Origin of the sequence: Kitasatospora herbaricolor (assembly GCF_030813695.1) — a bacterium.
GTDB lineage: Bacteria > Actinomycetota > Actinomycetes > Streptomycetales > Streptomycetaceae > Kitasatospora > Kitasatospora herbaricolor.
Window position 1 is genome coordinate 2072019 of record NZ_JAUSVA010000002.1, and the last position, 17814, is coordinate 2089832.

The 17814-nt window shown below is 73.2% G+C and carries 16 protein-coding genes; 3 read left to right on the forward strand and 13 right to left on the reverse strand.

What is annotated here, in order from left to right; translation table 11 throughout:
• Nucleotides 1–85 precede the first annotated feature (85 nt).
• The gene (locus J2S46_RS09360) at nucleotides 86–1084 is read right to left on the reverse strand and encodes an LLM class flavin-dependent oxidoreductase (protein ID WP_229913067.1); all 999 of its coding nucleotides are present in this window, start codon (nucleotides 1082–1084) and stop codon (nucleotides 86–88) included.
• A gap of 86 nt (nucleotides 1085–1170) precedes the next feature.
• Here J2S46_RS09360 and J2S46_RS09365 point away from each other — a divergent pair, with 86 nt between their 5' ends.
• Complete coding sequence (locus J2S46_RS09365) at nucleotides 1171–1944, forward strand: helix-turn-helix transcriptional regulator (RefSeq protein WP_191292247.1); 774 nt, start codon at nucleotides 1171–1173, stop codon at nucleotides 1942–1944.
• A 240-nt stretch (nucleotides 1945–2184) separates the two neighbouring features.
• The gene (locus J2S46_RS09370; protein WP_229913066.1) at nucleotides 2185–2943 is read left to right on the forward strand and encodes a phosphatase PAP2 family protein; all 759 of its coding nucleotides are present in this window, start codon (nucleotides 2185–2187) and stop codon (nucleotides 2941–2943) included.
• A 69-nt stretch (nucleotides 2944–3012) separates the two neighbouring features.
• Here J2S46_RS09370 and J2S46_RS09375 read toward each other — a convergent pair whose 3' ends face one another.
• Nucleotides 3013–3201, reverse strand: coding sequence for an I78 family peptidase inhibitor (locus J2S46_RS09375; RefSeq protein ID WP_191292246.1), 189 nt, complete (start codon nucleotides 3199–3201; stop codon nucleotides 3013–3015).
• Nucleotides 3202–3295: 94 nt separating this feature from the next.
• On the opposite strand from J2S46_RS09375, the gene J2S46_RS09380 reads away from it, so the two are divergent.
• On the forward strand, nucleotides 3296–3568 hold the full coding sequence (locus tag J2S46_RS09380) for a DUF6343 family protein (protein ID WP_191292245.1): 273 nt from the start codon (nucleotides 3296–3298) through the stop codon (nucleotides 3566–3568).
• 66 nt (nucleotides 3569–3634) lie between these two features.
• Here J2S46_RS09380 and J2S46_RS09385 read toward each other — a convergent pair whose 3' ends face one another.
• From J2S46_RS09385 to J2S46_RS09435, 11 genes are all read right to left on the reverse strand, one after another.
• Nucleotides 3635–5065: an aspartate aminotransferase family protein gene (locus tag J2S46_RS09385; RefSeq protein WP_191292244.1), complete on the reverse strand. Its 1431-nt coding sequence runs from the start codon at nucleotides 5063–5065 to the stop codon at nucleotides 3635–3637.
• Entirely contained in the window at nucleotides 5055–6965 is a 1911-nt protein-coding gene (gene dxs, locus J2S46_RS09390; protein WP_191292243.1) for a 1-deoxy-D-xylulose-5-phosphate synthase, read from the reverse strand. Before dxs ends, J2S46_RS09385 begins: the two co-directional genes overlap by 11 nt.
• 220 nt (nucleotides 6966–7185) lie before the next feature.
• Nucleotides 7186–8214, reverse strand: a complete 1029-nt coding sequence (gene hpnH / locus J2S46_RS09395; RefSeq protein WP_191292242.1) for an adenosyl-hopene transferase HpnH — start codon at nucleotides 8212–8214, stop codon at nucleotides 7186–7188.
• 2 nt (nucleotides 8215–8216) lie between these two features.
• On the reverse strand, nucleotides 8217–8963 hold the full coding sequence (locus tag J2S46_RS09400; protein ID WP_191292241.1) for a phosphorylase family protein: 747 nt from the start codon (nucleotides 8961–8963) through the stop codon (nucleotides 8217–8219).
• The gene (gene shc, locus J2S46_RS09405; protein ID WP_191292310.1) at nucleotides 8960–10981 is read right to left on the reverse strand and encodes a squalene--hopene cyclase; all 2022 of its coding nucleotides are present in this window, start codon (nucleotides 10979–10981) and stop codon (nucleotides 8960–8962) included. The genes J2S46_RS09400 and shc overlap by 4 nt, the downstream gene beginning before the upstream one ends.
• A gap of 130 nt (nucleotides 10982–11111) precedes the next feature.
• Nucleotides 11112–12200 (reverse strand): polyprenyl synthetase family protein, encoded by a 1089-nt coding sequence (locus J2S46_RS09410; protein WP_370882179.1) that lies wholly within the window; start codon nucleotides 12198–12200, stop codon nucleotides 11112–11114.
• Nucleotides 12201–12301: 101 nt separating this feature from the next.
• Nucleotides 12302–13729, reverse strand: a complete 1428-nt coding sequence (gene hpnE / locus J2S46_RS09415; protein ID WP_191292240.1) for a hydroxysqualene dehydroxylase HpnE — start codon at nucleotides 13727–13729, stop codon at nucleotides 12302–12304.
• A gap of 103 nt (nucleotides 13730–13832) precedes the next feature.
• Entirely contained in the window at nucleotides 13833–14723 is an 891-nt protein-coding gene (gene hpnD, locus J2S46_RS09420) for a presqualene diphosphate synthase HpnD (RefSeq protein WP_229913065.1), read from the reverse strand.
• A gap of 8 nt (nucleotides 14724–14731) precedes the next feature.
• Nucleotides 14732–15667: a squalene synthase HpnC gene (gene hpnC / locus J2S46_RS09425; protein WP_229913064.1), complete on the reverse strand. Its 936-nt coding sequence runs from the start codon at nucleotides 15665–15667 to the stop codon at nucleotides 14732–14734.
• A 371-nt stretch (nucleotides 15668–16038) separates the two neighbouring features.
• Complete coding sequence (locus J2S46_RS09430; RefSeq protein ID WP_191292304.1) at nucleotides 16039–16830, reverse strand: ABC transporter ATP-binding protein; 792 nt, start codon at nucleotides 16828–16830, stop codon at nucleotides 16039–16041.
• Nucleotides 16831–16858: 28 nt separating this feature from the next.
• A complete protein-coding gene (locus J2S46_RS09435) occupies nucleotides 16859–17797 on the reverse strand; it encodes an ABC transporter permease (protein ID WP_191292238.1) in 939 nt (312 codons plus the stop codon).
• Nucleotides 17798–17814: the final 17 nt, after the last annotated feature.

Consider the following 17814-nt stretch of genomic DNA (forward strand, 5'->3'; position numbering starts at 1 on the left):
GCCCGGGCTCTCCTCTATATAGGCATGAGCATGCTCCCGTGCGCACCATGGTCATGCCGCGGCCCCGGGGGCTCCGCCCGAGCCGTCACCGGGCCCGGCCGGTCTCCGCGGAACCGGCTCGGTCGCGAGGCTCCCGCAGGGCGGGCAGCAGTGCGGCGAGCCCCTCCAGCTGCTCCGTCTGGGCCGCGGCGTCGAGCGCGCCGATCCGGCACACCAGGTGCCGCGCGCCCTGCTCCGCGTACCGCCCCAGCTCCCGGGCGATGTGCTCGACCGGTCCGGCGATCAGGCACTGGATCGTCTCGGCCACCTCCAGCGGCACCCCGTAGGTGGTGCGGGTGTAGGCGTCCAGTGCCTTCCGGCCGGCCGCCGGGTCGGGCGCGATCAGCACGGTGGTGTAGAGGGCGGGGGCGACGGCGCCCTCGTCCCGCCCGGCTTCGGCGGCCGCGCGCCGGACCTCGGCCAGGCCCGGCCCGTAGGCCCGGTGGTCCGGCGGGTAGGGCAGCCAGCCGTCGTACCGCCGGCCGGTCCTGGCCAGCGCCGCGGGGGTGGCGCCGCCCAGCCAGACCGGCGGGCCGCCGGCCCGGTGCGGGGCGAGCCCGCCGGGCAGGTCGTCGAAGTGCAGCACCTTGCCGTGGAACGCGGAGGGACCGGTGGAGTTCCACAACTGGCGCCAGAGCGCCACGGTTTCGTCCAGCCGGCCGAACCGGCGCTCCCAGGGCACCTCGGAGGCGGCGTACTCGCGCTCGGACCGGCCCGGGAATCCGGCGCCCACCGTCACCACCAGCCGGCCGCCCGACAACAGGTCCACCGAGGCGAGCGCCTGGGCCGTCTGCACCGGCCGGCGGAAGGCGGGCAGCAGGGCGGCCGTACCGAGGGTGACCCGCTCGGTACGGGCGGCCAGGGCGCCGAGCAGGGTGACCGGCTCGATCATGGGCTTGAGCAGGGTGTCCCCGACCCAGAGCGAGTCGAAGCCCAACGCCTCGGCCCGCGCCCCGAGTCCGAGCAGTCCGCGCGGCCCGCCGGATCCGTCCCACTGCGCCGCACCGGTCGGCAGCACCACACCCACACGCATCTCGTCCGTCATGGGTGCCAGCCTGCGCCGGGCCGGTGGGCCGGGCAATTCCCTGCGGGGAATGGCGATTCCCTCGACCCCGGCAGTAGAACTGGGGCGTGGACTTCCCTCAGGCACTGCGCGAGCGGCGCACCCGACGCCGCCTCAGCCAGCTCGAACTCGCCGACCGGGCCGGCACCACCCAGCGGCACCTCAGCTTCATCGAGACCGGGCGCTCGACGCCGGGACGTGAACTGGTGGTGCGGCTGGCCGAGTCGCTGGAGCTGCCGCTGCGCGAACGCAACGACCTGCTGCTGTCCGCCGGGTTCGCCCCCGCCTATCCGAGCGGCGCCCTGGGCAGCCCCGAACTCGCCCCGGTACTGGACGCGTTGGAGCACATCCTGACCGGCCATCTGCCCTATCCCGCGGTGGTGGTCGACCGGTACGGCGAACTGGTCGCCGGCAACGCGGCGTTCGGGCTCCTCACGGAGGGCGTACCGGCCGATCTGCTGGGCCCGGCGACCAACGTCTACCGGGTGGCGCTGCATCCGCGGGGTCTGGCACCGCGGATCGGGAACTTCGCCGAGTGGGCCCAGCACGTGCTGAACGGCCTGCGCCGCGAGGCGGAGCGCCACCCGGACCAGCGCCTGGACGCCCTGCACGCCGAACTCCGCACCTACCTGCCGGCCCGGGCCCCGGCCGCGGCCCCGCTGGGCTTCGCCGTCCCGCTGGAGCTGCACTCGCGGCACGGCCTGCTGCGGCTGATCACCACCGTCACCACCTTCGCCACCGCCGCGGACGTGACCCTGGCCGAGCTGAAACTGGAGGCCTTCCTGCCGGCCGACCCGGCCACCTCGGCGATCCTGGCGGGGCTCCGCGCGGCGGAGTCGTAGGGCTGCCGGACGGGCGGGAACGACGGGGACGACCATCGGAATTCAATCTCGAACATCGGTCATCAATTCGAATCAAAATAACCCGCAGGAGTGATCGGAGAAAATCTCCACTTTCGCTGCGGAGGCCGCCCCGGCGACATGAACACCTGACGAGAAGCCTGCTTAGCACACACTGTGACCTGCGGCCTTTTCCTCGGGAAAAATGACTCATGAATTCTTGGCACGGGTAATCTCCATTCCGTGCAAGCCCAGACCGAATCCTCATCGGCCCCGAGCCGGCCGCCGGCCGAGCAGGTCACGGCCTACTCCGCCTGGCCCCCGCTGAACCGGACGCAGGCCACCCTGCTCGGCCTGACCGCACTGGCGTATCTGATCGTCATCGCCGGCGTGCTCCTGGACACCGCCCTGGTGGACCTCGACTGGTGGGCCAGACTGGCGCGGCCCTACCACCGGTGGCCCGAACTGGAGCCGCTGCTGAGCACCTGGGTGGTGGCGGGCCAGCGCGGTCCGTCCGCGATCGCCGCCGGCGGCTGGCTGGTCTGGCGCGCCTGCCGGACCCACAACGCGCGCCCGCTGCTGGTGATGGGCACGGCCCTGCTGCTGCTCAACGTCACGGTCGGCACCGTGAAGATCGTCACCGGCCGGCTGGGCCCGCACTACGCCCACTACGTGGGCTCGGCCGAGCTCTTCTCCGGTGGCACCATCTTCCCCTCCGGCCACACCGCTAACGCCGTGGTCACCTGGGGTGTGCTGGCCTACCTGGCGGCCCGCTGGCGGCGGACCGGAGCGGTGCTGGCCGGCGCCACCGCCTGCTCGATCGGGCTCACCACGGTGTACCTCGGCACGCACTGGGTGAGCGACGTCCTCGCGGGGTGGGCGGCCGGTCTGCTGGTCCTGCTGGCCCTGCCGCTGGCCGAGCCGCTGCTGGCCTCCGCGGCGGTCCGGATCGCGGCCCACCGCCGGGCCCGGCGGCCCGACCGCCCGCACGCCGGCCCCTGAGCGCGCACCGGCCCGTGACCGCGGCACCGGACTACCTGCGGCGGCCCGTGCAGCGGGGGCGGGCGGCGGTCAGCCCTCCCAGCCGCGTTCCACCACCCCGTCCCGGACCACCAGGTTCAGCCGTCCCTCGCGGTACTCCATGGTGATCATCGCGCCGGGCTCCAGCAGCCGGACGCCGGCCCAGCCGCGTTCACGGGCCAGCTCCTCGGCGGCCTCGACGGACAGCCCGGGAAAGTCCCGGGTGTTCTCCTCCGTCATCGCGGTTCCCCCTTCCGGTCGGACGTACGCTGGAATCGTAGACCCGCCCGGGCCGGACGGCCGGGGCGGTGCCCGCCGCGAGGAGGTGAGGACCGTGCGTGCGACGGCCCCCCGGCGCTGGCGCAGCGGCAGCGAGCCCGCGACCGCCCGCAGCGACCTCAAACTCCGTTTGCTGCTGTCCCTGACCTTCACGCCGTTCTTCGCGCTCTGCACCGCCGGCTTCGCGGTCCTCGCCGCCCGGGCCGCACCGGACGGCGCGCCGTCCCGCGGCACCCTGATCGGGTTCGCCGTCGCCTGCGCCGTCCTGACCGTGGTCGCGCTGGTGGACCTGCTGGTCGTGCTGCACCGCCGGCAGACCGAACTCTGACCGCCTGCCCCGGCGCGCCGCCCCGCGCCGCCCGGACGGGCCGGGGTGCGGGGCGGCGCGCCCGGCTCACCTGCTGCCGACCGCCTGCTTGACCAGCGTCCGCCCGAAGTCCCACATCAGGCCGCTGCCCCGGTGCGCGTCGTCCATCACGTCGGTGAAGGCGTCGACGAAGCGGTCGACGTCCCGCTCGGTGACGGTGAGCGGCGGGATCAGCTTGATGACCTCCAGGTGGTCGCCGGACACCTGGGTGAGGATCCGGTGCCGCTGGAGCAGCGGGACGACCACCATCTGCGCGAACAGGCCCTTGCGGGCGGCCTGCAGGGCCGTCCACCCGGTGCGCAGCTTGAGCGACTTCGGCCGGCCGAACTCGATCCCGATCATCAGCCCCCGGCCCCGGACCTCGGCGAGCAGCTCGTACCGGTCGGTCAGCGCGGCCAGCCGCTCGCGCAGCAGGTCGCCCGTACGCCGGGCGTTCTCGACCACCTTCTCGTCCCGCATCACGTGCAGGGTGGCGAGGCCCGCGGCCATCGCCTGGGCGTTGGAGCCGAAGCTCGCCGAGTGCACCAGGACCCGGTCCATCGAGGAGTACACCTTCTCGAAGATCCAGCCCTTGCCGAGGGTGGCACCGACCGGCACGTACCCGCCGGAGAGCGCCTTGGCCGCGCAGACCAGGTCCGGCAGCACGCCGTCCTCGTGCTGGTAGGCGAAGAACTCGCCGGTCCGGCCGATCCCGGTCTGCACCTCGTCGCAGATCAGCAGGGCCTTGTCGGCATGCAGCAGGTCCTGGGCGGCGCGCAGCCAGCCGGGCGGCGGGGCGAGCACGCCCTTGCCCTGGATCGGTTCGACGATCAGGGCGGCCACGTCGCCCTTCCTGAGCTCGCGGGCGAGGGCGCCCAGGTCGCCGAGCGGGATCGCGGTGTCCGGCAGCAGCGGGTCGAAGCCCTTGCGGAACCCGCTCTCGCCGTTGACGGAGAGCGAGCCGGCGGTCAGCCCGTGGAAGGCGTGGTCGCAGTAGAGGACGCGGCGGCGGCCGGTGGCGTACCGGGCGAACTTCAGCGCCGTCTCGACCGCCTCGGTGCCGCTGTTGCCGAAGAACACCCGGTCCAGTCCGGGGGTGTACGAGAGCAGTTCCTCGGCGAGCAGGCCGGGCAGCGGGGCGCAGTCGAAGCGGGTGAGGTCGGGCAGTGAGAGGTCCATCACCTGCTGGACGGCGGCCCGCACCACGGGGTGGTGCCGGCCCAGCGCGAAGATGCCGAAGCCGGCCAGCATGTCGAGGTACTCGTTGCCCTCGGCGTCGTAGAAGTACGGCCCTTCGGCGCGCTCGTAGTACTTGTCGAAGCCGATGGTCCGCAGCATCCGCGGCAGCTGCGGGTTGAGGTACCTGCTGTGCAGCTCGTAGCGCTCGGCGCCGCGTTCGGCGAGCAGCGCGGCGAGGTCGAAGGCCGGCCCGGCGGCCGGGCGGTCGGGGGCCGGTTCGGTGCGGGGATCAGCCGGCATGGCGCTGGTTCGCTCCTCGGGTCGGTAGCAGCCGCTTGGCGACGGCGGCGGTCTGGGCGGCCACGCCGGTGCCGGTGAGGCCGATCTCCTCCAGGATCTCGCCGCGCGAGGCGTGCGCGAGGAACTCCTGGGGAATGCCGAGCACGCGCAGCGGCGTGTCGACCTCGGCGTCCCGCAGGGCCTGGGCGACGGCCGCGCCGACGCCCCCGGCCCGGCCGTTGTCCTCGACGGTGACCACCAGGCGGTGGGCGGCCGCGAGTTCGACCAGCGCCCGGTCCACCGGTTTGACCCAGCGCGGGTCGACGACGGTGGTGGTGAAGCCCTCGGCCAGCAGCAGCGCCGCGGCGTCCAGGCAGGCGGGCGCGGTGGTGCCGACGGCGACCAGCAGGATCTCGGGGGCGGGGCCGGTGCGCTGCAGCACGTCGACGCCGCCGATCCGCTCCTGCGCCGTGACGGCCGGCCCGATGTCGGCCTTGGGGAAGCGCACGACCGTCGGGGCGTCGGTGACCTCGACGGCCTCCCGCAGCAGGGCCCGGAGCTGGTCGGCGTCGCGCGGGGCGGCCAGGCGCAGGCCGGGGACGACCTGCAGGACGGACATGTCCCACATGCCGTTGTGCGAGGCGCCGTCGGTGCCGGTGACGCCCGCGCGGTCCAGTACGAAGGTGACGCCGAGCCTGTGCAGCGCGACGTCCATCAGCACCTGGTCGAAGGCCCGGTTGAGGAAGGTCGCGTAGACCGCGACGACCGGGTGCAGGCCGCCGGTGGCGAGGCCGGCGGCGCTGGTGACGGCGTGCTGCTCGGCGATCCCGACGTCGAAGGTCCGTTCGGGGAAGGCCTCGGCGAACTTGGCCAGGCCCACCGGCTGGAGCATCGCCGCGGTGATCGCGACCACGTCCGGGCGTTCGGTGCCGATGGCGAGCATCTCGCTGCCGAAGACCGACGTCCAGGAGGTGCCGCCGCTCGGCGAGATCGGCAGGCAGGTGTACGGGTCGATCGGGCCGACCGCGTGGAACCGGTCGGCCTCGTCCTGCTCGGCGGGCCGGTAGCCGCGGCCCTTGACGGTCAGGCAGTGCACGATGACCGGGCCGCCGAAGCCGCGGGCCTGGCGCAGCGCCTGCTCGACGGCGGCGATGTCGTGCCCGTCGATCGGGCCGAGGTACTTCAGGCCGAGGTCCTCGAACATGCCCTGCGGCGCGAAGGCGTCCTTGAACCCCTTCTTGGCGCCGTGCAGCGCGTCGAAGATCGGCTGTCCGACCAGCGGCGTGCGCTGCAGGGCGCCCTTGCCGAGCGCCAGGAACCGTTCGTAGCCCTGGGTGGTGCGCAGGGTGGAGAGGTGGTGGGCCAGGCCGCCGACGGTCCGGGCGTAGGAGCGCTCGTTGTCGTTGACGACGATGACCAGCGGCCGGTCCTGCGCCTCGGCGATGTTGTTGAGGGCCTCCCAGGCGAGGCCGCCGGTGAGGGCGCCGTCGCCGATCACGGCGACGGTGTGCCGGTCGTGCTGGCCGAGCAGCTGGGTGGCCTTGGCGAGGCCGTCGGCGTAGGCGAGCGCGGTGGAGGCGTGCGAGTTCTCCACCAGGTCGTGCTCGGACTCGGCCCGCGACGGGTACCCGGAGAGGCCGCCCTTCGCCCGCAGCCGGCTGAAGTCCTGCCGGCCGGTGAGCAGCTTGTGCACGTAGCTCTGGTGCCCGGTGTCCCAGACGATCCGGTCGTACGGGGAGTCGAAGACCCGGTGCAGGGCGATGGTGAGTTCGACGACGCCGAGATTGGGGCCGAGGTGGCCGCCCGTCCGGGTGACGGCGTCGATCAGGAAGTCCCGGATCTCCTCGGCCAGGAGGGGCAGGTCCGACGTGGGAAGCTGTCTGAGGTCCGCTGGTCCCTTGATCGCGGGCAGGAGTGACATGGATTCACCTCAGGACTCGTTCGGCTCAGGGCTGGTACGGCTCAAGGCTGGTACGACGCGGAGTTCCCGGCTCGGGGCCGGCCGGCTCGGGCTCGTCCGACCGGTGAGCGGGGTGTCCAGCCTGCCGTGGGAACGGCCGGCCCGCCTGCCGAGCACCGCGCGCCCGGGCCGCCGGGAAGGGACGGGTGCCCGGCACGGGGAGCCCGTGCCGGGCGGCGGGTCAGTGCTGGCGGTTGGCGCCGATGGTCTCCCGGACGGCGCGCAGCGACTCGGTGAGCGACCCCATGGTGGCGAGCACCGCGGTCGGCTCGTACCCGCAGTGCGCCATGCAGTTCTCGCAGCGCGGGTCGCGGCCGCGGCCGTACTTCGACCAGTCGGTCTTCTCGATCAGTTCGCGGTAGGTCGGCACGTAGCCGTCGGACATCAGGTAGCAGGGGCGCTGCCAGCCGAACAGCGAGTAGTTGGGGATGCCCCAGGCGGTGCACTCGAAGTCGACCTTGCCCTCCAGGAAGTCCAGGAAGAGCGGGCTGTGGTTGAGGCGCCACCGGCGCCGGTTGCCGCCGGCGAAGGTCTTCTTGAAGAGCTCCCTGGTCTGCTCGACGCCGAGGAAGTGCTCCTGGTCGGGGGCCTTCTCGTAGGCGAAGGCCGGGGAGATCATCATCTCGTCGACCTTGAGGTCGTCGTTGAGGTAGTCGAGCACCTCGATGATGGTCTGCGGGGTGTCGGTGTTGAAGAAGGTGCTGTTGGTGGTGACCCGGAAGCCGCGCCGCTTGGCCTCCTTGATCGCCTCCACGGCCTCGTCGAAGGTGCCCTCCTTGGCCACCGACGCGTCGTGCCGCTCGCGCAGGCCGTCGATGTGCACCGTGAAGGTGAAGTACCGCGAGGGGGTGAACTTGTCCAGCTTCTTGCGCAGCAGGAGGGCGTTGGTGCAGAGGAAGACGTACTTGCGCCGCTCCACCAGCTGACGGACGATCTCGTCGATCTGCGGATGCATCAGCGGCTCGCCGCCGGCGATGGAGACCATCGGCGCGCCGGACTCCAGCACGGCGCCGACCGCCTGGGCGACCGGCATGCGCTGCTTGAGCACCCCCGCCGGGTGCTGGATCTTGCCGCAGCCCTCACAGGCCAGGTTGCAGGCGAACAGCGGCTCCAGTTCCACGATGAGTGGGAACTTGTCCCGGCGCTTGAGCAGCTTCTGCTGCATGAGGTAGGTGCTGACCCGCACGGTCTGGCGCAGCGGCATGGCCATGGCTAGCTCGCCTCCTGAGGGAGCGTCGAGGATGTGGGGTGAACGGGGGGGTGCTGGCCGGCGCGGGAGGCGCCGGCCGGGGCCGCACCGGCGGTGGCGGAGGCCTGCGCGTGCCAGGCCACCAGGGCGGGTACGGTGGCGCGCAGCGTGCGCCAGGCCCGCAGTCCGGCCGGCAGGGTGCCGGGGCGGACCAGCTCTCGCTCGGGGGTGTCGACCACCACCCGCAGGACGGCCGCGGGCAGCGGGCCGGCGTCGGGGCCGCCGCCGGGTCGGGCGGCCGGGTGGAGCTCCCGGAGCCGGGCCAGCACGGCCGCGGCCTCCATGTCGACGGCCAGCGCGCCCTGGGCGTGCAGGGCGCGGCGCTCCAGGCCGCGGACGACGTGGTCGGCGGTGTGGTGCACACCGATGTGCGTGGTCAGGCCGTGGGCCTGGAGGGCCTTGGCCAGGGTCGGGCCGGAGCCGATCGCGAAGTGGTTGCCTTCGGCATCGCGCACCCCGTCCGCAACGATGACGTCCCCGGGGCTTATTCCCGGTGCGACGGCGGCGCCGAATCCCGCCACCACCAGGGCGCTGTACCCGCCGGGGGCGGCCGTCAGCAGGCGCCTGACGGCGAGTCCGGCGCGGCGCCGGCCCATTCCGGTGCGCACCAGCACGGGCGGGCCGCCGGCCGCGCCCGACCAGTCCCCGCCGCGCAGGGCCCAGACCTCGGGGCCCAAGGCGCAGAGCACCAGGAGCGGGGCCGTGCTCATCGGGCGGCTCCGATCCGGGGCAGGCTGCCGGCCAGGGTGCCGATGCCGGGCGTGCCGTGCAGGTAGCGGCCGAGGGCGGTGACGGGGAAGACCAGGCGGTAGAGGTGGTAGTTGATGGAGAAGTCCCAGGGGAATCCGGTGCCGGTGAACTGTGGTTCGTCCCAGGTGCCCTCGGGCAGCTGGGTGCGCACCAGCCAGTCGACGCCGCGTTCGACGGCGGGGTTGGCCCGGCCCTGCGGGCCCTCGCCGGCGGCGAGCAGGGCCATCAGTGCCCAGGCGGTCTGCGAGGCGGTGGAGTCGCCTCGCCCGGCCCAGTTCTCCGGGTCCTCGTAGGAGCGCATGTCCTCGCCCCACCCGCCGTCGGCGTTCTGGCGGTCCTCCAGCCAGCGGACCGCCCGGCGGATCGCCGGGTGGTCCTCCGGGAGCCCGGCGGCGACCAGGGCGGGCAGGACGGAGCCGGTGCCGTAGATGTAGTTGGTGCCCCAGCGGCCGAACCAGGAGCCGTCCTTCTCCTGGTTGCGCAGCAGCCACTGCACGCCCCGGCGGGTGCGCGGGTCGTCCGCCATGCCGACTTCGGCGAGCATCTCGACCACGTGGGCCGTGACGTCGGCCGACGGCGGGTCGACGACCTCCCCGAAGTCGCAGAAGGGCAGCTTGTTCGGCAGGGTGCTGGTGTTGTCCACGTCGAAGGCGCCCCAGGCGCCGTTCTTGGACTGCATGCCGAGGTTCCAGTCGACGGCCCGCCCGACCGCGCCGGAGACCCGGCCGGGGTCCGGGTGCGCGACCCGGCGCAGGGCCAGCACCACCTCGGCGGTGTCGTCGATGTCGGGGTAGTTGTCGTTCTCGAACTCGAAGGCCCAGCCGCCGGGGGCGAGCGACGGACGCCGTACGGACCAGTCGCCGCGCCGGGTGATCTCCTCCCCGATCATCCAGTCGACGGCGGAGACCAGGGCGGGGTGGTCGGCGCCCACGCCGGCGTCGACCAGCGCGATGGTGGCCAGGCAGGTGTCCCAGACCGGGGACTGGCAGGCCTCCAGCCAGCGCATGCCGTCCTCGGTGTGCACGGTGAAGCGGTCGAAGGCGGCGAGGCCGGCCTGCATGACGGGGTGTTCCAGCTCGTAGCCCTGGAGGTGGAGGGCGATCAGCGAGTAGACGGCGGGGGGCTGGATGCCGCCCCAGCAGCCGTCCGCCTCCTGCCGCTCCACGATCCAGCGGGCGGCCTGCGCGAGGGCGACCCGGCGCAGCGGGCGGACGGCCCGGCGGTGGTAGGCGTGCAGGAACTTGTCCAGCCGCTCGAAGATGCCGTCCCAGCTGGTGGGCGGGGCGAGCGGGCGCTGGGGGAAGGGGTTCGCCGGGTCGGTGTGCAGTTCGGTGAGGGCGAACGGGGCCGGGCGGACCGGGCGGTGGGCGGAGACCACGGTGAGCGGGACGATCGTCTGCCGGGCCCAGCAGCCGAAGGCGTAGATGTTCAGCGGCAGCCAGCGGGGCAGGAACATGATCTCGGGCGGCATCTCCGGCAGCCGTTCCCACGGCCACCAGCCGAACAGGGCCAGCCAGATCCGGGTGAAGACCCGGGTGGCCGCGATGCCGCCGCTGTCCCTGATGTGCCGGGCGGCGGCCTGCATGTGCGGGGCGCCGGGGTCGTCCCCGGCGAGTTTCAGGGCGACGTACGCCTCGACGGTGGTGGAGAGCTCCGCGGGCCCGCCGTAGAAGGTGGACCAGGTGCCGTCGTCCCGCTGCTGGGAGCGGATCCATTCGGCGGTGGCCTTGGTCAGTTCTTCGTCCCGGATGCCGAGGAACTGGCGCAGTAACAAGTCCTCGGCGTCCATGGTGACGTTGGTTTCCAGGTCACCCTTCCACCAGCCCTCGGAGCTCTGCAGTGACAGCAGGTGGGTGGTGGCGCGGGACAGTGCCTCCTGGGCGGAGGCGGGGCCGGTGCCACCGGTAGTAGGTCCATCAGCTTGTCGGACCGGCTGACTTCCGTCGGTCTCCCACCGCCCGGCTTTCGCGGGTGGCAGGGACGGAGCCGCTGCCGGCGCCTGGTGCCCCTTCGGGCGGTCAGGCGCCGGTGGGCGCTCGCCCACCGCGACCGGCTCGGAATCGTACTCAGGGTCGAGCCGGCCGTCCGCAGTTGCTGTCAACTTGACGTCACCTCTCTCGTACCACCACGAATTCGGCGAGTGCGACGAAGTGCTCACGCACCGTGTCGGCCATCGGCACCTCGTCCAGGGCGGCGAGGGCAGTCTTGTGCTGGCGGCGGGCCTCGTCCTGGGTCCAGGACCGGCCGCCCGCCTCCTCGATCAGTGCCGCGCGGGCGGCGAGCTGCGGTTCGCTCTCCTCCCCGCGCCCCTTCGGGTCGGCCAGCTCCTCGGCCAGCCGGCGCGAGGCCGCGCTGCCCTCGGCGAGGGCCGCGGCGACCGGCAGGGACTTCTTGCGCTGACGCAGGTCGCCCCAGTGCGGCTTGCCGGTGACCTCGGTGGCGCCCCAGATGCCGAGCAGGTCGTCGACGGCCTGGAAGGCGAGGCCCAGGTGGTGGCCGTAGCGCTGGAGCGCGTCCGAGGTGCGGTCGTCGGCACCGGCGAGCACCGCGCCGATCGCGGAGGCGGCGGCGAGCAGGGCGCCGGTCTTGTTGCCCTCCATCTCCAGGCACTCCTCGACGGTGACGACGTCGCGGTGCTCGAAGGAGAGGTCCTGGGCCTGTCCGTCGATGAGCTTGCGGGTGGCGGTGGTGATCAGTCGGACGGCCCGGGCCGCGTCGGTGGCACTGGCCCCACCGGTCACGGCGGCGTCCAGCAGCACCTCCGTCCCGAGGGTCGCCAGGGCGTCGCCGACCAGGATCGCCTGGGCCGGACCGAAGACCGTCCAGGCGGTGGCCCGGTGCCGTCGGGTCTCGTCACCGTCCATCAGATCATCATGGAGCAGGGAGAAGTTGTGCACCAGTTCAACGGAGACCCCGCCGGGCACGCCGACCTCGGCCGGAGCACCCACCGCCCGGGCCGAGAGCAGGGCCAGCGCGGGGCGCACGGCCTTGCCGCTGTCGCCCTGGACGGCGGTGCCGTCCCGGTCGATCCAGCCGAAGTGGTAGGCCGCGACGGTGTCCATCGGGGCCACCAGACGGGCCACCGAGGCCCGCAGCGGGGCGGCGCAGAGCGTGCGGGCGTGGGCGAGCAGCTCGGGCACCGAGACCGGCTCGGCCTGCGCCGTGCCTCCCGCGCCTCTGCCGATGCGTGACTCCACGGACGTTCCCTCTCCCTGGTGGTGCCGGGCCGTGCTGGACGGCCGGGTGATTGCGGTGTCGGCGGCGGTTCCCCCGGCGCCGGCGCGGACGGTGCCCGGGGTCACCTGGGCCACCTCCCGTCACCTCGGTCGACGGGACGGCGGGCGCCGTCCGCCAGTGCGGCGTCGGCCGCCGCGTGGCCGCTGCGCACGGCACTCTCCATGGTCGCGGGCCAGCCGGTGGCCGTCCACGAGCCGGCCAGCAGCAGGCCCGGGACCCTGGTCCGGGCGTGCGGGCGCAGTGCGGCGCTGCCCGGGGCCGGGTCGAAGGTCGCGGTGCGCTCGCGGGTGACGAAGAAGTCCAGCACCTCGGCGCCGGCCGCGGCCGGCAGCAGCCGGGCGAGCTCGGGCAGGTAGCGGCGGCGCAGCTCGGCCACCGGCAGGTCGATCTCGTCCTGGACGGCGGACTGCGAGACCGCCAGGTACTGGGCCCCCGGGTGCGCGGCGCCGAGGCCGGAGCCGGCCAGCCCGGAGTGCGCGGTGCGGTCGAAGACCCACTGCACGGGCGATCCCAGCGCGGCGAAGAACGGGCGGCGCAGCACCTTGCGGTCGTAGATGACGTGCAGGTTGAGGATCGGCGCGGTGCCGAAGCCCGCGAGCCGCTGCTGCCCCTCGATCGCGTCCGGCGGGAGCAGGGCGGCGGCGGTGTCCTGGGCCCCCGCGAGGACGACCGTGTCGGCGGCCAGCAGCTCGCCGCCGTCCAGTCGCACGGCGTGCTGGCCGGCGGGCTTGAGCTCGGTGGCACGGGCACGCAGCAGGACCCGCACGCCGGCGCGCTCCAGCTCGGCCAGCGCCGCGTCGTGGTGGATCGCGCCCAGCGGGACGGCGGCCGTGCCGATGTCCGAGGCGCCCGGGTCGGAGAGCAGCCCGGTCTTGAAGACCATCGCGGCCAGCGCCAGCGAGACCTGGTCCGCCGTGGCGTTCAGGGTCGCCACGCCCACCAGGTCCCACATCGCGGCGAGGGTGGCGGCGTTCTGACCGTTGCCGCGCAGCCAGTCGCCGAAGGAGATCTCGTCCAGGGCCGGGTCCGTGAGGTCCAGGCCCTTCAGCGCCAGGGCCGCCCGGACCACCCGCAGCCGGTCGGCCGGGCCCAGGTGCGGGTACGCCGCCAGGCTGCCCGCCAGGTGCAGCGGGACGGGCAGGGCCGCCCGACGCAGCCGGCCCAGGGTCCGGCGGGCGGCCGGCCCGGAGCCCCGGACGGCGAGCACGGGGACGTCCAGCCGGGGCTGGATGTCGACCAGCCGGCCGGCGCCGAGCCGGTCGACCAGCCCGCGGTAGGCGGTGCAGCAGCGCAGGAAGACGTGCTGGCCGTTGTCGACGGTCAGCTCGCCGCGCTGGAAGGAGAAGGCCAGGCCGCCGAGCCTGGGGCGGCCCTCGACCAGGGTGACGCGGTGGTCGGCCTCGGCCAGCCGCAGGGCGGCGGTGATCCCGGCCAGGCCGCCGCCGACCACCACGGCGGTGGGCCGGGCGGTGTCGGATCGCACGCTCATCAGCCCTCCCCCCTGTCGTCGGCGCACGGGAAGCAGGTGCTCGACGCGAATCCGCCCGTGTGTGATTCCGCGTTGACAAAGCGTGACATAACTGACGTGAGAATCAAGAACGCCCTCCGGCGAGCCCCGACAGTGCCACGTATGCCTTCTCCCAGCCCGGCAGCGACACCCGGCCGCGCAGCACCGACTCGGGGTCCGAGGCGATCCGGCCGAGCAGCCGGTGGTAGATGCCCGCCATCGCGGCGGTGCAGGCGCGGCTGCGGCGGTCCAGCAGCGGGAGCAGCCGCAGGCCCTCGGCGAAGGCCTGCTGGGCCCGCGCGGCCTCGAAGGCCACCAGGCCCGCGAAGTCGGCGCCGGCCTGCGGCCTGGCCAGGGCGAAGCCCTGCTCGCAGCCGAACCGGGCGAGGTCCTCGGCGGGCAGGTAGGTCCGGCCGTTGACGGCGTCCTCGCGCAGGTCGCGCAGGATGTTGGTGAGCTGCAGCGCCAGGCCCAGGGTGTCGGCGTACTCGGCGCCGCGCACCGGGTCCTCGCAGCCGTAGACGCCGAGCGAGAGGCGGCCGATCGAGCCGGCCACGCAGCGGCAGTAGACCTTGAGCTGCTCGTAGGTCCGGTACTCGGCGCCCTTGAGATCCATCTCGACGCCGTCGATCAGCTCGTCGAAGCCGCCCAGCGGGATCGGGAAGCGCCGCGCGGCGTCCGCCAGCGCGACCTTGATCGGGTCGGTGTCGTCCTCGGCGACCTCGCCGGCCCTGATCTCGTCCAGCAGGTCGCGGGTGCGCAGCAGCTGGTCGGCCTTGCGCTCGGGGGGCAGTTCGCCGTCGCCGATGTCGTCGACCCGGCGGGCCAGGGCGTAGAGGGCCGACATGGCCAGCCGCTTCGGCTCCGGCAGCAGCCGGATCCCGTAGCTGAAATTGCGGGCCTGCAGGCCGGTGACCGCCTCGCAGTACCGATAGGCCGCCAGGACCTGCGCCGACGCCAGTGGTGATGCCGCCACTCGGGCGTTCACCTTCCCTTCGCGAAGATTGCCGCCGCCTTCGCTGCGAGGCGGCGCTTGTCGGGCTTCGCCTGCTGGGCGAGTACGTCGTACCCGGCCGCCTCGACGGCGGCCAGGGCCGCGTAGCCGCCGGCGGTGAATCCCGCCAGGAGCAGTCGGAGCCTCCCCCGAACCGTACCCACCAGCGGCGCGCCGCGATCGAGCAGGGTCCGGGCCCGGTCCGCCTCGAAGGCGACCAGCTCACGGACGGCGGGGCCGGCACTCGGGGCGGCGAGGTCGGCCTCGGTGACGCCGAACCGCGCGAGGTCCTCGGCGGGGAGGTAGATCCGGCCCCGGGCGAGGTCCTCGGCGACGTCCTGGAGGTGTTCGACGATCTGCAGCGCCGTGCAGATCGCGTCCGAGAGGGCGATCCGTTCGGGGGTGGAGACGCCGGCGATGGAGAGCACCAGCCGGCCGACCGGGTCGGCGGAGAGCCGGCAGTAGTCGATCAGGTCCTGGTAGCCGGGGTAGCGGGCGGTGGTCTGGTCCACCCGGTTGGCCTCGATCAGCCGCCGGAAGGGCTCCGGCGTGAGCGCGTGCCGCCCGACCAGCGGGACGAGGGAGCGCATCAGCGGGTGCCGGGGGCGGTCGGCGGACGCCGGGTCCAGGGCCGTCTCGAAGACCCGGTCGAGGTCCCGCTCCAGGCCGTCCAGCAGGGCGAGGCGGAAGGCGGTCTCCTCGGCAGCGGGCGGGCCGGCGGGAGCGCCCGCGGCCGGGCGCGCGGGGGCCGCCGCCGCGACGTCGAGCTGCCGGGCGGTGCCCGCGGGGTCGGCGAGGTCCCCGTCGCCGGCGTCGTCGACCAGCCGGGCGAAGCCGTACACCGCCATCAGGTCGGTGCGCCAGGCGGCCGGCAGGAAGAACGGGGCGACCGGGAAGTTCTCCAGGTCCGCCTTGTCCAGCGTCACCCCTGCTGACGGGTCCGTTGACTCAACTCTCGGATGGGCCGAAGCCGACACTGCTGTCACTCCCCCGTTCTACACCGTCCGGACCACCGACCTCGCCCGGACACGCGTCCGATACCGGGGGCACCCCCCGGTACGGGGCCGGGCACGGCCACCCGGCGGCGGACCCGGAACGCCTGCGGCGCAGGGCCGCCCGGGGAATGTCCCCTGCGGCACACCCCTCCCCCGTGTACAGACTGACACCACCGGGCGCGCTGGGAAAGACCGCCCCGGCCGCCCCGCCGCCGCCTCACCCGCACAGCCGAGGGGCCGGTGCCCGGGCGGCCTCGCCGACCCCGGCACCGGCCCCTCGGACCGGCCGTACGGACACGCCCCTAGGGGCGCTCGCCCTTCTCGTAGGCGCGGACGACCTCCTCGGTCGGTCCGTCCATGACCATCTCGCCGGTCTCGATCCAGATGGTCCGCTCGCAGGTGTCGCGGATCGAGTTGTTGTTGTGGCTGACCAGGAACACCGTGCCGGCCTCCTGGCGCAGCTCGCGGATCCGGTCCTCGCTGCGCTTCTGGAACGCCTGGTCACCGGTGGCGAGCGCCTCGTCGATCAGCAGCACGTCGTGCGTCTTGGCCGCCGCGATGGAGAAGCGCAGCCGCGCCGACATCCCGGAGGAGTAGGTGCGCATCGGCAGGTTGATGAACTCGCCCTTGTCGTTGATCCCCGAGAAGTCGACGATCTCCTGGTAGCGCGCCCGTACCTCGGCCGGGGTCATCCCCATCGCCAGGCAGCCGAGCACCACGTTGCGCTCACCGGTCAGCTCGTTCATCAGAGCGGCGTTCACACCGAGCAGCGAGGGCTGGCCGTTGGTGTAGATGCCGCCCTTCTCGGTGGGCAGCAGGCCGGCGATGGCCGCCAGCATGGTGGACTTGCCCGAGCCGTTCGAGCCGATCAGCCCGACCGCCTCGCCCTTGTACGCGGTGAAGCTGATCCCGCGCACCGCGTGCACCTCGGTGATGGCGGGCGAACGCTTGCGGGCGATCAGCCGGCTCAGGGCCGAGGTCGCGCTGCCCTTGCCCGCCGACGCGCCGTGCACCTTGTACACGATGTGCACGTCGTCCACGATCACGGTGGGCACCCTGGCGGTGTCGGCGGCTGCCACAGCGTCCCGCGTCATGGTGTCGTCCTCGGTGATGGTCGTCGTCTCAGCCACGGCCGTACTCCTCCTCGGCCTTCCAGAAGAACACATATCCGGCAACAAAGAGCACCACGGCCCAGGCGATCGCGATCACCCAGATGTGCTGCGGGAGGGTCTGGTAGTGCTCGGGGTACAGGGCGGGGTCGAAGATCTGCGGCATCAGCGAGTGCCGCATCAGCTCCATGTAGACCGAGGCCGGGTTGAGCTCCATGAGCCGCTGGGCCCAGCTCGGCCAGCCCGCGATGCTGCCCTGGATGCTGTACATCACGCCGGAGACGTACATCCAGGTCCGCAGGATGAACGGCATCAGCTGGGACATGTCGCTGGCCTTGGCGCCGATCCGGGCCATGATCAGCGCCAGGCCGGTGTTGAACGCGCACTGCAGGAACAGCGCCGGGACCATCAGCACCCAGCTCGCGCCCGGCGTGATGCCGAAGCCGAGGACGATGGCGATCAGCACGACCATCGAGATCAGCAGCTGCTGGAGCTGGATCACGGTGAACGCGATCGGCATGCTGGCCCGGGGGAAGTGCAGCGCGCGGATCAGGCCCAGGTTGTCGGAGATCGACCGGGTGCCGGCCTGCACCGCGCTCTGGGTGAACTGGAAGATGAAGACACCCGTGCAGAGCCACGGGATGTACTCGGGGATGTCCCGGTTCTTCAGCATCACGCCGAAGACCAGGTAGAACACCGCGCAGTTCAGCAGCGGCGTCACGACCTGCCAGACCTGGCCGAGCTTGGCCGTCGTGTACTGGGCGACCAGGCGGGCGGTGGCGAAGGCCACGATGAAATGCCGACGTCCCCACAGCTGCCGGCTGTACGCGAACACACCGGGGCGTTTGCCGCTGATGGTCAGGCCGTACTTGTTGGCAAGCTGCTTGGGAGTCAGGCCCGCGTCCGCCCCCCTCGGGGCCGAGAGGCTAACGGGTTCACTCACTGTCGACACATTCGTCCTTCGCGGGA

What these genes read in the sequence shown, in the direction of transcription:
- J2S46_RS09360 (WP_229913067.1), bottom strand. Translation starts at nt 1,084, where the DNA reads ATGACGGACGAGATGCGTGTGGGTGTGGTGCTGCCGACCGGTGCGGCG.
- J2S46_RS09375 (WP_191292246.1), bottom strand. Translation starts at nt 3,201, where the DNA reads ATGACGGAGGAGAACACCCGGGACTTTCCCGGGCTGTCCGTCGAGGCC.
- J2S46_RS09385 (WP_191292244.1), bottom strand. Translation starts at nt 5,065, where the DNA reads ATGCCGGCTGATCCCCGCACCGAACCGGCCCCCGACCGCCCGGCCGCC.
- dxs (WP_191292243.1), bottom strand. Translation starts at nt 6,965, where the DNA reads ATGTCACTCCTGCCCGCGATCAAGGGACCAGCGGACCTCAGACAGCTT.
- hpnH (WP_191292242.1), bottom strand. Translation starts at nt 8,214, where the DNA reads ATGGCCATGCCGCTGCGCCAGACCGTGCGGGTCAGCACCTACCTCATG.
- J2S46_RS09400 (WP_191292241.1), bottom strand. Translation starts at nt 8,963, where the DNA reads ATGAGCACGGCCCCGCTCCTGGTGCTCTGCGCCTTGGGCCCCGAGGTC.
- hpnE (WP_191292240.1), bottom strand. Translation starts at nt 13,729, where the DNA reads ATGAGCGTGCGATCCGACACCGCCCGGCCCACCGCCGTGGTGGTCGGC.
- J2S46_RS09430 (WP_191292304.1), bottom strand. Translation starts at nt 16,830, where the DNA reads ATGACGCGGGACGCTGTGGCAGCCGCCGACACCGCCAGGGTGCCCACC.